The 12,529-nt window shown below is 60.5% G+C and carries 14 protein-coding genes and 1 riboswitch; of the genes, 6 read left to right on the forward strand and 8 right to left on the reverse strand.

The features are described 5' to 3' along the window. Nucleotides 1-4: 4 nt before the first annotated feature. Nucleotides 5-616 carry a cob(I)yrinic acid a,c-diamide adenosyltransferase gene (gene cobO, locus HU742_RS19290; RefSeq protein WP_186640622.1) on the reverse strand — a complete coding sequence of 204 codons (612 nt, stop codon included), beginning with the start codon at nt 614-616 and terminating at the stop codon, nt 5-7. A gap of 79 nt (nt 617-695) precedes the next feature. Continuing rightward, nucleotides 696-906, reverse strand: a riboswitch (cobalamin riboswitch). Between the two features lie 159 nt (nt 907-1,065). On the opposite strand from cobO, the gene HU742_RS19295 reads away from it, so the two are divergent. Both HU742_RS19295 and HU742_RS19300 read left to right on the forward strand, forming a co-directional pair. Continuing rightward, entirely contained in the window at nt 1,066-1,650 is a 585-nt protein-coding gene (locus HU742_RS19295; RefSeq protein ID WP_186640620.1) for a hypothetical protein, read from the forward strand. Between the two features lie 65 nt (nt 1,651-1,715). Next, nucleotides 1,716-3,026, forward strand: a complete 1,311-nt coding sequence (locus HU742_RS19300; RefSeq protein WP_186644718.1) for a PQQ-dependent sugar dehydrogenase — start codon at nt 1,716-1,718, stop codon at nt 3,024-3,026. Nucleotides 3,027-3,168: 142 nt separating this feature from the next. Here the strand turns inward: HU742_RS19300 and HU742_RS19305 are convergent, their stop codons facing one another. The 5 genes from HU742_RS19305 to HU742_RS19325 all read right to left on the reverse strand — a co-directional run bounded on the left by HU742_RS19305 (nt 3,169) and on the right by HU742_RS19325 (nt 7,748). Continuing rightward, complete coding sequence (locus tag HU742_RS19305; RefSeq protein ID WP_186644716.1) at nt 3,169-3,702, reverse strand: C40 family peptidase; 534 nt, start codon at nt 3,700-3,702, stop codon at nt 3,169-3,171. 165 nt (nt 3,703-3,867) lie between these two features. Next, nucleotides 3,868-4,494, reverse strand: coding sequence for a C40 family peptidase (locus HU742_RS19310; protein ID WP_186614459.1), 627 nt, complete (start codon nt 4,492-4,494; stop codon nt 3,868-3,870). Nucleotides 4,495-4,708: 214 nt separating this feature from the next. Continuing rightward, complete coding sequence (gene hda, locus HU742_RS19315) at nt 4,709-5,413, reverse strand: DnaA regulatory inactivator Hda (protein WP_186640614.1); 705 nt, start codon at nt 5,411-5,413, stop codon at nt 4,709-4,711. A 169-nt stretch (nt 5,414-5,582) separates the two neighbouring features. Then, nucleotides 5,583-6,656 (reverse strand): AI-2E family transporter, encoded by a 1,074-nt coding sequence (locus HU742_RS19320; protein ID WP_186640612.1) that lies wholly within the window; start codon nt 6,654-6,656, stop codon nt 5,583-5,585. A gap of 33 nt (nt 6,657-6,689) precedes the next feature. After that, nucleotides 6,690-7,748, reverse strand: coding sequence for a DUF2066 domain-containing protein (locus HU742_RS19325; protein ID WP_186644715.1), 1,059 nt, complete (start codon nt 7,746-7,748; stop codon nt 6,690-6,692). Between the two features lie 366 nt (nt 7,749-8,114). Between HU742_RS19325 and purM the strand changes: the two genes are divergently transcribed. From purM to HU742_RS19345, 4 genes are all read left to right on the forward strand, one after another. Continuing rightward, nucleotides 8,115-9,173, forward strand: coding sequence for a phosphoribosylformylglycinamidine cyclo-ligase (purM, locus tag HU742_RS19330; RefSeq protein ID WP_186614453.1), 1,059 nt, complete (start codon nt 8,115-8,117; stop codon nt 9,171-9,173). After that, nucleotides 9,173-9,835 carry a phosphoribosylglycinamide formyltransferase gene (gene purN, locus HU742_RS19335; RefSeq protein WP_186640608.1) on the forward strand — a complete coding sequence of 221 codons (663 nt, stop codon included), beginning with the start codon at nt 9,173-9,175 and terminating at the stop codon, nt 9,833-9,835. Before purM ends, purN begins: the two co-directional genes overlap by 1 nt. Before the next feature lie 8 nt (nt 9,836-9,843). After that, nucleotides 9,844-10,557, forward strand: coding sequence for a DUF3108 domain-containing protein (locus HU742_RS19340; protein WP_186614449.1), 714 nt, complete (start codon nt 9,844-9,846; stop codon nt 10,555-10,557). Between the two features lie 287 nt (nt 10,558-10,844). After that, nucleotides 10,845-11,039, forward strand: a complete 195-nt coding sequence (locus tag HU742_RS19345; protein WP_186640606.1) for a hypothetical protein — start codon at nt 10,845-10,847, stop codon at nt 11,037-11,039. Nucleotides 11,040-11,109: 70 nt separating this feature from the next. Here HU742_RS19345 and HU742_RS19350 read toward each other — a convergent pair whose 3' ends face one another. Both HU742_RS19350 and mazG read right to left on the reverse strand, forming a co-directional pair. Continuing rightward, nucleotides 11,110-11,649 carry a DUF2058 domain-containing protein gene (locus HU742_RS19350; RefSeq protein ID WP_186640604.1) on the reverse strand — a complete coding sequence of 180 codons (540 nt, stop codon included), beginning with the start codon at nt 11,647-11,649 and terminating at the stop codon, nt 11,110-11,112. A 26-nt stretch (nt 11,650-11,675) separates the two neighbouring features. Continuing rightward, a complete protein-coding gene (mazG, locus tag HU742_RS19355) occupies nt 11,676-12,509 on the reverse strand; it encodes a nucleoside triphosphate pyrophosphohydrolase (RefSeq protein WP_186640602.1) in 834 nt (277 codons plus the stop codon). Nucleotides 12,510-12,529 lie beyond the last annotated feature (20 nt).

Below are 12,529 nucleotides of genomic sequence, written 5' to 3' on the forward strand. Positions count from 1 at the left end.
TCACTCACAGTTCGACGCCCTTCTGCGCCTTGATGCCTGCCTGGAACGCGTGCTTGATCATGCCCATTTCGGTGACGGTGTCGGCCAGCTCGATCATCTCGGGCTTGGCGCCACGGCCGGTCACGACTACATGCTGCATTGGCGGGCGAGCCTGCAGGTCGCCAAGGACTTGATCGAGGTCGAGGTAGCCGTGCTTGAGCGCGATGTTCAGTTCATCGAGCACCACCAGGCCAATCGATGGGTCACCGAGCAGTTGCCGCGAGACGGCCCAGGCCGCTTCGGCTGCGGCGATGTCGCGCTGGCGATCCTGGGTTTCCCAGGTAAAGCCCTCGCCCATCACATGGAAGCGCACCTGCTCGGGGAAGCGGCGGAAAAACAGCTCTTCGCCAGTGCTGTTGCGCCCTTTGATGAACTGCACCACGCCGCACTGCATCCCATGTCCCATGGCCCGGGCCAACATACCGAACGCCGAGCTGCTCTTGCCCTTGCCGTTGCCGGTCAGCACCAACAGCAGACCGCACTCGTTCGGTGAATTGGCAATGCGCTCATCGATCACGGCTTTTTTGCGCAGCATGCGCGCCAGGTGGCGTTCGTCGCGATCAGGCATGTCGGTCATGGGGAGCTCTCCGTTGGGACTGGATAACGGCGGGCGGGCACAAAAAAGACGGCAAGGAGCCTGGCATCGCCCACCGTGATGCCGTTGGATGAATCAGGCCGGTCTCCGGGCTCATGAGCGGCGTAGTGCCGGGCTGCGCGCCTTCCCATGTCTTGCGACACAGTGGCCCTGTACACAGCGTTGACTCATTTACCGTTGCGGGGGCAGCGCCGGGCTTGCATTCGCTCACCGGCTTCCCTGTTTCACCCTATCGGCCACGGCCATAGAGCACCTGAAACAAGCCGCGAAGGTTAGAGGGTTGGGGGTGGAGCGTCAATTAAAGCCGCCAGCTGTTTCGGTTCGTTAATTGGCCCCGATCAATAAATTGACGCCAATCTTGTGTGAATCTGCGGCAAGTGATATCAAAGAGACACTACGACCCGATATCACAAGAACAAGAGGGCAAATACATGCAAGGCATGATCATCAGCAATCCGAAGCTGGAATTCCTGCGCCCGGTGCTGGAACGCTGGTTCGACTGCATCGACCGTTACAACGCCGTGCGCGGCGATAACGACACACCCTACTGGCACGATGAGAAAGCCAACCTCGGACTGCTGGCAGCAGCAGCCTGGATGGCTGAAATGGTCACGCTGCAAAACGCACCGACTCGCAAACAGAATGAAGAAGGCGAGCGTAACGCCAGCGCCGACCTGCTGATCGCCAGCAGCGAAGAACGCGTTTTCATCCAGGCTACTCAACGCTGGCCCAAGGTCAACAACCTGAACCTGACCCAACCGTTGCAGGAAGCCGCCAGCGACGCCAAACGTATCAGTTATGCCAGCGACTTGAAGGTGGGCTGCCTCTTCGTCGCCCCGCAAAAAGTCCAGCAAAGCGCCACGCCCGAAGAACTGCAGGACATGATCGATGACTTGCAGAAAGAAAACACCTGCGCTGTGGCTTGGTACTTCCCCTACGCCTACCGCAAGTTGCGCAACGAGGCCGGCCATTATCACCCTGGCATCGCCTTGCTGTTGAAACAGGCTCACGGCTGACGGTTGAACCATCCCACGGCTACGCTTCTCTATGAATAACCACATGCATTCATAGGGAAGCCCGCATGCTTAAGCCACCGCATCTTTTAATCGTCGCCCTTGCTACTGGGCTTGCTGCTTGTGGCGAGTCTTCCACTTTGCAGGTGTCCGACGGTTTCGGCCCGTCGCCGAAACTGCCCGAACCGAACAAGACCCTGATTCCCACGGTGAACATCGCCGAAGCCGTCGGCTGGCCGGATGGCGCCAAGCCAACCCCGGCCCAGGGCCTGCAAGTGGCCGCGTTCGCCGAGGGCCTGGACCATCCGCGCTGGCTGTTCGTCTTGCCCAATGGCGATGTGTTGGTGGCGGAAACCAACGCGCCACCCAAGCCCGACGACGCCAAGGGCATTCGGGGCTGGGTGATGAAAAAAGTCATGGGGCGTGCCGGCGCTGGCGTGCCCAGTCCCAACCGCATCACATTGCTGCGAGACGCCAATCACGACGGCATCGCCGAAACCCGGACGATCTTCCTGGAAAATCTCAATTCGCCGTTCGGCATGACCTTGGTAGGGAATGACCTGTACGTCGCCGACACCGACCGGTTGATCCGCTTCCCTTACAAAGAGGGTGATACGCAGATCAAGGCGCAGCCCACCACGGTCGTCGATTTGCCGGGCGGCACCCTCAACCACCACTGGACCAAAAACGTGATCGCCAGCCGGGACGGCAGCAAGCTGTATGTCACTACCGGCTCCAACAGCAACGTCGCGGAAAATGGCATGGGGGTTGAGGAAGGGCGCGCGGCGATATGGGAAGTGGACCGAGCCACGGGCAAGCACCGCATCTTCGCCTCGGGCCTGCGCAACCCCAACGGCCTGGCGTGGGAACCACGCAGCGGGGCGCTGTGGACGGCGGTCAACGAACGGGACGAGATCGGCAGCGACCTGGTACCGGACTACATCACTTCGGTGAAAGACGGCGGCTTTTATGGCTGGCCCTACAGTTATTACGGGCAGAACATCGACGTCCGGGTCGAGCCGCAGAACCCCGACCTGGTGGCCAAGGCTATCGCTCCGGATTATGCCGTCGGTCCTCACACCGCCTCTCTGGGCCTGACTTTCGCCGAGGGCAGCAAGTTGCCCGAACCCTTTACCCAAGGTGCATTCATTGGGCAGCACGGCTCCTGGAACCGCAAACCCCACAGTGGCTACAAAGTGATCTTCGTCCCGTTCAATGGCGGCAAGCCGATGGGACAGCCCGTAGACGTGCTGACTGGCTTCCTCAACGCAGACGAAAAGGCCCAGGGCCGGCCGGTGGGTGTGGTGATCGATAAGCAGGGAGGGTTGTTGGTGGCTGACGATGTGGGGAACAAGATTTGGCGGGTGTCGGCAAAATAAGCTGATGCACCCTTGTGGCGAGGGGGCGAAACGTCGCACCGCCCCGTTGGGCTGCGCAGCAGCCCCAAGCTTTTTAGCGGTTGCTGCGTAGCCCAGCGGGAGCAAGCTCCCTCGCCACAAGAGCCTTCAGTAGAAATCCTGGTCAGGGATTACGCGCCAGGTGTTCCGGCTGCAATACACGCTTGGCGCCCAGATAGGCTTTTTGCCAATACGCCTTGGAAAGACTGTCGAGCTTGACCGTCCCGCCGGTGGCCGGCGCATGGACGAAACGCCCTTCTCCTACGTAAATCCCGGCATGGCTGACCTGGGAGCCGCCATTGGTGGCAAAGAACACCAGGTCACCGCTCTGCAACGCGTCCTTGCCAACCTGTGGCGCGCGCATGCTGATCATTTCGCGAGTGGAACGCGGCAAGGAAATGCCGGCGGCGTCACGGTACACGTAGCCGATCAAGCCACTGCAATCAAAACCTGAATCGGGCGTGTTGCCGCCCCAGCGATAGGGTGTGCCCACCAGGCCCAGCGCTCGAAAAAGCACGTCTTCGGCGGCAGGGGAAAAAGTTTGGGAAGGGGCAAAAACCACCGGGGCCCGCACTGGCGCAGTCGGTGGGGTGCGGCTTGCGCAAGCGCTGAGCAGCGCGGCAACGAAAAGAACAGCGAGGCGGGCCGACGTCGACATAAGCAGAACAATCCTGATCTGGATGCGGCTTTTCTGCCGTGGAGATGGAAACAAAGCCGCCTGCGTAGAACGCAGGCGGATTGCCATCAATCAATGATCATGGATTCTAGCGACTATGAGGCAAACTTCAAGTAAGACTTTAAGTTTGCCTCACAAACTGTGTGCTTACTTGCGAGCGGTGACGACAGTCGGTGCCATGGCGAGGGCGCGCTTGGCTTCGATGAAGGTCTTGCTCCAGTAGCTGTCGCCCAGGCTGTCGATTCGCACTCCACCGCTGCGGCGGCTGCTGGAGTGGATGAACTGGTTGTCGCCCAGGTAGATACCGGCGTGGCTGACGCGACCGCGACGACCATTGGTGCTGAAGAACAACAGGTCACCGGGTTCAAGTTGATTGCGGGCTACCAGCGGGGCTTTTACGTTGATCATTTCGCGAGTGGAGCGCGGCAGGTTCATGCCCGCCTCTTCACGAAACAGATAACCGATGAAACCGCTGCAGTCGAAGCCCGCTTCGGAGGTGCCGCCAAAACGATAACGCGTGCCGATCAAGGACATGCCCCGTTCCAGGATGCTGTCTGCCAGCACCGGAAGCTGATAAGGCTTGCTGCCGGCAAAGTCCGCCAGCTCTTTATCGGAGGCCATTTCTTCCTGGAACGCAACGGAGGAAGACTGGGCGGTAACGGAATTCTTGACCTGTGGTTGTGGCGCTTGCTGGGTCACTGGAGAGTGGGCAGCGCAACCGAACAACAGGGTAACGAGTGCGAGAGGCACGAGGGGTGCGAAGCGACTTAGCATGGGCACGACCGTGGCTGAAGTAGTAAAGATGGCGAGACTATGCCTTCTATCATCCTCATTTGCAAATTCAATCGATGCAAATGTGACTTCTTGATTTCTCGTTTACATCTAAGCGCTTAAGCCCGTATTGAGCGGGTTTCAGGCCTCCAGCCCAGTAAAACCGCGGGCTTCGCCGGGTTAAGAAGAGGCTTTAAGCCATCATCTGGCGACAGTTTTACCAGCCTAAAGTTTCTTTCAAAAAAGGAATGGTCAGCTTGCGCTGGGCCTGGAGTGAGGCCTGATCGAGACGTTCGAGCAATTCGAACAAAGCGCTCATGCTGCGGGTGCCACGGGTGAGGATGAAATGCCCGACTTCGTCGGTCAGGTGCAGGCCACGGCGCGAGGCCCGCAGTTGCAATGCGCGCAGCTTGTCTTCATCGGAAAGCGGGCGCATCTGGAAAATCAGCGCCAGGGTGAGACGAGACTTGAGGTCCGCCAGTTTCACTGGCAGCTCTCGCGGCGATGTCGAGGCGGCAATCAGCAAGCGCCGACCACTGTCGCGAAGCCGATTGAACAAGTGGAACAACGCCTCTTCCCAATCGGCCTTGCCGGCCACGGCCTGGAGGTCATCCAGGCAGACCAGTTCGTACTGCTCGAGGTTGTCGAGGATATCAACGCCGCGATCCAGCAACTCGGCCAACGGTAGATACACCGCCGGCTCGCCCAATTGCTCGAACCGCAAGCAAGCAGCCTGCAACAGATGCGTGCGCCCTACCCCGTCCTTGCCCCACAGATAAATCAGGCTCTCGGTCCAGCCGGCGTCGGCTTCGCAAAGCCGCTCGACATAGCCGAGTGCAGCGGCATTGGCGCCTGGGTAGTAGTTGATAAAGGTGGCGTCATCACGCAGACGCACACCTAGGGGCAGCTGAATCGGTTTCATGCTGACTGAACAGTTCCACGGGAACCGTTAGTGGCCTCTGTGTAAAGTGCGCAAAGTTTATACCCGTGACGCGGACCGCACAATGCGCCGGACCACGAGCAAAATCAAAGGTTTGCAGCGGCAAGGGCGCGGAGCATCAGTTTCCCTGACACTCCACCGATCATTCGCCTTACAGATCAGGGTCTTCGACGCCACTGTAGATGTCCGAATCCTTGTACAGATCGTGCACATGGCGCACCAGCACCATGATCACCGCCGCCACCGGCAACGCCAGCAGGACCCCGGTGAAGCCGAACAACTCGCCGCCTGCCAGGATCGCGAAGATCACCGCAACCGGATGCAGGCCGATGCGATCGCCCACCAGCAGCGGCGTCAGCACCATGCCCTCCAGCGCCTGCCCAACCATGAACACCGCGACGATGCCAACCATGGGATACAAATCCCCACCGAACTGGAACAGCCCGGCGACCAACGCCGCGCCAATCCCAATGACAAACCCCATGTAAGGCACGATGGCCGCCAGCCCGGCGATCAGGCCGATCAACAACCCCAGTTCCAGCCCGACCAGCATCAGCCCTGCGGCATAAATGAAACCCAACGCGACCATCACCAGCAATTGGCCCCGGACGAATGCACCGAGTACTTCGTGGCATTCGCCGGTCAACGTCATGATGCGTTCTTCGCGATGACGCGGCAGCAGGCTGCGGATCTTGGCCATCATCAGATCCCAGTCACGCAGCAGATAGAAAGCCACCACCGGGATCAACACCAGGTTCGCCAGCCAGCCGATCAGCGCCAGGCTCGACGCCGTGGCCTGGCTCAAGACCACGCCGACGATATCGGTGGTCTGGCCCATATGTTCGCTGATGGCCGCCTTGACCTTGTCGAACTTCCAGAAACCGTCGGACAACCCCAGCTTCGACTGCACCCATGGCACCGCGCTGTGCTGCAACCAATCGAGCATCTGCGGCGCCAGTTCGTACAGGCGCACCAGTTGCTTGGCGAGCATTGGTATCAGCACCAGCAACAGAGCGCTCACGATCAGCGTGAACAGCGCAAACACCGCTACCACGCCCCAGGTTCTGGACAGCCCGAGTTTTTCCAGGCGATCCACGACCGGATCGAACAGGTAGGCCAGCAACAGCGCAACCAGGAAAGGCGTGAGGATCGGGTGCAACAACCAGATGAACACAATCAGCAGGGCGACCCCACCCAACCAGAACCAACGCCGCGTGTCGCCCATGAACCACTCCTGACTCTATATAAAGAAGAAAACCTACCAGCGGAACCGCAGATTGGCGACGGGCGCTGGCGCTGGCTGCACAGGCGAAATCGCGCCATCGGCGGCGGGCTGGACCGCAGGCGTCGGCGCGATGGCCTCCCCGGCGGGTATCTCCTGCAGCTTCGCCAGGGCCAACTGCGCCTTCAGCTGCTCTGCGCTTGCGCTGACCTTGTAGACGATCACATCGCCTTCGACCCGTTGCACTTGCCCACCGAACGGTTCAAGCAACCGCCCCAACGCCGCGTAACGCTCAAGGTTCACACCTTGCACTTCCAGCAATTGTTCGGTAGCGACACCCGGCTTGGCCACGAAACGCGGCGCCAGGCGTTGGCTTACCGCCAGCATCACGGCATCAGCCAATGCAGCAGGATCGGCGCCTTGGACGCTGCCCTGTTCGCGCTGGTCGCCCAGCCACAGGCGCCAGCTCGCTTGCCACTGGCCGCCCTCTTCCTTGGCATGGACCGCCAGTAACGCGTCGGAACCGTAGCGCTCCGACACCTCGCGCAATGGTGCCGGGTCGTTGCCTTGCAGGGTCGGCGCCGTGGCGACAATCTGCTCGCTCAAGTCCGCCAGGGGCAGATGCAGCGGCAAACCCCGGTGCTGGGCAGCCCGGCGCAACGGCGTGGCGCTGGCCTGGCCATCGCCGACCAGACTGGAACCCTCCGCCGAATCGTTCAGCCACCAGCCCAGGATCGACGGGCGATTCGCCCCCCAAAGCGACAGCCCCGCCGAACGCAACGCCCGGTCGGTGCTGGCTGGATCGAAGTCCACCTGCAGGCTTTCCGGAGGGCCGGCCTCGTAGCCATATTGGAGAATGATCTGTTGCGGGTCCTTGCGGATCGCCGCCAGGCCGGGGCTCTGGGCGGCCTTGGCGTCGCCGGTCAGACGCAGCACCAAGGTGTCCAGGGCACGCAACGTCGCCTGGTTACGCTCATCCGGCGCCTGGCTGCTGACCGGTTCACGCACCTGATAAAGGCTATTGAGGGTTTCGGCATGGCTCGCCAGGCTGATCAGCGACAAGCAGCCCACAGACAAGAATTTGAACAAACGCATGGAAAATTCCCGGACAAAACGGCTGGCAGCGGCCGTGTGGAGAAGATTGAGCATGGCTGTGACACGACACCGGGCAAAACATTCAGCCACCCGATGCAAGTTTCCCACGGTCATCGCCATAGTCGCTTACCGCTACACCTTATACAGACGTGCCGTGCAGTACCATCACAACAAATATCGGTTTTTTTTGGTGGATATGTCCCTGCCCGTCGGCACGAGGATGGCCGCTGCTGCACAAGCCTGATAAAATCGCGCGCCTTCGCAGACTGGCAATGGCTGGGCATCCGGAATAATTCGTACAACGGTTATTCCACGGCCCCGGCGATCGGTCGTTACCCAGAAATCCCCCCTTTAAAGGCCTGGATCATGAGCAAGCAACCCTCCCTGAGCTACAAGGACGCCGGTGTAGACATCGACGCCGGTGAAGCATTGGTCGAACGCATCAAGAGCGTCGCCAAGCGCACCGCGCGCCCGGAAGTCATGGGCGGCCTGGGCGGTTTCGGCGCCCTCTGCGAAATCCCGGCCGGCTACAAGCAACCGGTGCTGGTCTCCGGCACTGACGGCGTGGGCACCAAGCTGCGCCTGGCCCTGAACCTGAACAAACACGACACCATCGGCATCGACCTGGTGGCCATGTGCGTAAATGACCTGGTGGTCTGCGGCGCAGAGCCGCTGTTCTTCCTCGACTACTACGCCACCGGCAAACTGAACGTCGACACCGCCGCCCAGGTCGTGACCGGCATCGGCGCCGGCTGCGAACTGTCCGGCTGCTCCCTGGTTGGCGGCGAAACCGCTGAAATGCCAGGCATGTACGAAGGCGAAGACTACGACCTGGCGGGCTTCTGCGTCGGCGTCGTGGAAAAAGCCGAGATCATCGACGGCTCGAAAGTCGCTGCTGGCGATGCCCTGCTCGCGCTGCCGTCTTCCGGCCCGCACTCCAACGGCTACTCACTGATCCGCAAGATCATCGAAGTCTCGGGTGCCGACATCGAGAACACCCAGCTCGACGGCAAGCCGCTGGCCGACCTGCTGATGGCGCCGACGCGCATCTACGTCAAGCCACTGCTCAAGCTGATCAAGGACACCGGCGCCGTCAAGGCCATGGCCCACATCACTGGCGGCGGGCTGCTGGACAACATCCCGCGCGTGCTGCCAAAAGGTGCCCAGGCGGTGGTCGACGTGGCGAGCTGGACCCGCCCTGCGGTGTTCGACTGGCTGCAAGAGAAAGGCAACGTCGACGAATCCGAAATGCACCGCGTGCTGAACTGTGGCGTGGGCATGGTCATCTGCGTAGCCCAGGAGCACGTCGAGACCGCCCTGAACGTCCTGCGTGAAGCCGGCGAGCAGCCTTGGGTCATCGGCCAGATCGCCACCGCTGCCGAAGGCGCTGCGCAAGTCGAGCTGAAAAACCTTAAGGCACATTGATGCACGAGCAGCCGCCTGCCACCTGTAACGTCGTGGTGTTGTTGTCTGGCACCGGCAGTAACCTGCAGGCCCTGATCGACAGTACGCGGACCGGCAACAGCCCGGTCCGTATCCGCGCGGTGATATCCAACCGCGCCGATGCCTACGGCCTGCAACGTGCCGAGGACGCGGGGATCGATACCCGCGTCCTTGATCACAAGGCGTTCGACGGTCGCGAAGCCTTCGACGCCGCGCTGATCGAACAGATCGACGCGTTCGATCCACAGTTGGTGGTACTCGCTGGCTTCATGCGCATCCTCAGCGCCGGCTTCGTGCGTCACTACCAGGGCCGCCTGTTCAATATCCATCCGTCGCTGCTGCCCAAATACAAAGGGTTACACACTCACCAGCGCGCGCTGGAGGCCGGCGACACGGAGCACGGCTGCTCCGTGCACTTCGTCACCGAGGAACTCGATGGCGGACCACTGGTCGTACAGGCAGTAATACCGGTAGAGTTGCACGACACGCCGCAAAGCCTGGCGCAACGGGTCCACGCCCGTGAGCACCAGATCTACCCGATGGCCGTGCGCTGGTTTGCCGAAGGCCGGCTGACCCTCGACGATCGCGGGGCCTCACTGGACGGCCAGTTGCTCGCCGCCAGCGGCCATTTGATTCGATACTAGGAGATTTTATGCGTCGCGCCCTGCTCTTCGCTTGCGCTCTGCTCGCCTTGCCCCTTGCACAGGCCGCAGACCTTCAACCGTTCTCCGCCAGCTACACCGCCGATTGGAAACAGCTGCCCATGAGCGGCACCGCCGAGCGTAGCCTGACCAAAGAGGCCAACGGCACCTGGAAGCTGAGCTTCAAGGCGTCGATGATGATCGCCAGCCTGACCGAAGAAAGCACCCTGACCGTGGACAAGGACACCTTGTTGCCACAGTCCTACCATTTCGAACGCGGCGGCCTGGGCAAAGCCAAGAAGGCTGACCTGGACTTCGACTGGAACACCAAGATGGTCACCGGTACCGATCGCGGCGACCCGGTCAAGCTGACGCTGAACCGGGGCATGGTCGATAAGTCCACTTATCAACTGGCCCTGCAACACGACGTGGCGGCTGGCAAGAAAAGCATGAGCTACCAGGTGGTCGATGATGGTGAGATCGACACCTACGACTTCCGCGTGCTCGGTTCGGAAAAGGTCGCCACCAAGGCCGGCCAGATCGAAGCCATCAAAGTCGAGCGCGTGCGTGACCCGACGCAAAGCAAGCGCATCACCGTGCTCTGGTTTGCCAAGGATTGGGATTACTTGCTGGTGCGCCTGCAACAGGTCGAGACCGACGGCAAGGAGTACAACATCATGCTCCAGGACGGTACGGTCAACGGCAAGGCTGTGAAAGGCAGCTGATTAACCCGATACAAAAGAAGCCTCGCCAATGCGGGGCTTTTTGTTGCCCGCAATTGCTCACCCCATGTCCGCTATCGTCCGCATGCGTCATCGCTCCAACATGAAACCTTCTTCATGAAACGTACCCAACTGCGACCGAATGCCGCGCCCTGCCTGGCCTGCGCGATTGTGGCGATTTTTATGAAAGTTTCTTAACGCGCCGAAGCATTTACTTAGCTGGCTACCAAAATCTATAACAAAGTCCTGCACACGCCTTGCTGCAGATAACAGAGATTGGAGCTTGCAAGATGACTGTGAAAGTAACTGAACGCGACGACGCCCATATGTCCCATGAAGGCATTGCTGCCGGCATCCGGATCTGGGATGTGCATCAACAGGATCTACTGGTGGGAATGTTCCATTCCGAGACGGACGCTCAGAACTACCGGGCCGAGCTGGAGCGCGAAGAACGGTTGCGCTCGCGTGAAATGGCAGAATCCTGAAGACAGGAACACCTGTGGGGGCGGGCTTTCCCGCCCCCACATTGGGCCTGTGCTTAGCTTGCTGCCCTGCTTACCACATCAGATCGTCAGGAATCTGATACGCCGCGTACGGATCATCGGCGTCCACTTCTTCGGTCTGGGTATTGAGCTGGACGATGCGCTGGGGATCGCGCTCCTGGATCTTCAAGGCCGCTTCACGAGGAATCACTTCATAGCCACCGCCATGATGGACGATCGCCAGGGAACCGCTGCTCAGCTTGTTGCGCATCAGGGCGTTGACCGAGATACGCTTGACCTTCTTGTCGTCGACAAAGTTGTAATAGTCGTCGGTGGTCAGCTTCGGCAAGCGCGAGACTTCGATCAGTTGCTTGACCTGCGCGGCCCGAGCCTTCTGTTCGGCCTTTTCCTGCTGCTGTCGGTTGAGTTCCTGGTCGCGCTTGACCTTCTCGGCCATGGCTTCCTGGGCCGCGCGCTGCTGGGAATCATCCAGTTCGATCTGGCCTTTATGGGCCAGGCGCTGCTGCTTCTGTTTCTCTTTGCCGACCTGTTTGGCCTGCTTTTGGTTGACCAGCCCTGCTTTGAGCAACTGGTCGCGAAGGGAAAGGCTCATGGTGCTTACTCACTTAGGCAACGGCCTCAGCCACAGCTGGGCAAATTCTTTTCCTGACGTTTGGCTTCGCCCCACAAGGCGTCCAACTCTTCGAGGGTGCAATCTTCCATGGGACGGTGGGTGTCGCGCAATGCCTGTTCGATAAATCGGAAACGTCGCTCGAACTTTGCATTGGCGCCACGCAGGGCGGCTTCGGGGTCGACCTTGAGGTGCCGGGCCAGATTGACCACGCTGAACAGCAAGTCGCCGACCTCATCGCTGATGGCCGCAGGGTCGTTATCCGCCATCGCCTCAAGCACTTCATCCAGTTCCTCGCGGACCTTGTCGAGCACCGGCAACGGGCCAGGCCAGTCGAAACCGACCTGACCGGCACGCTTCTGCAATTTCGCCGAACGGGACAACGCCGGCAGGGCCGCCGGCACATCGTCGAGCAGCGACAATTGCTCGGGCACCGAAGCTTTCTCGGCCCGCTCCTCGGCCTTGATTTCCTCCCAGCGCTGCTTGACCTGCTCTTCGCTCAGGCGCGGGATATCCACGGGCGCATACAAGTCGCCGGTAGGAAACACATGGGGATGGCGGCGGATCAGCTTGCGGGTGATGCTGTCGACCACACCGGCGAATTCGAAGCGGTTTTCTTCCCGGGCCAACTGGCTGTAATACACCACCTGGAACAGCAGGTCGCCCAACTCGTCCTGCAGGTGATCGAAATCGCCACGCTCGATCGCATCGGCGACCTCGTAGGCTTCTTCAAGCGTATGCGGGACGATGGTGGCGTAGGTTTGCTTGATATCCCAGGGGCAACCGTACTGCGGGTCCCGCAGGCGGTTCATCAGGTGGAGCAGATCTTCGAGGCTATACATTAATCCGTCTCATCACACGA

The sequence above is a fragment of the Pseudomonas marvdashtae genome, from assembly GCF_014268655.2.
Lineage (GTDB): Bacteria > Pseudomonadota > Gammaproteobacteria > Pseudomonadales > Pseudomonadaceae > Aquipseudomonas > Aquipseudomonas marvdashtae.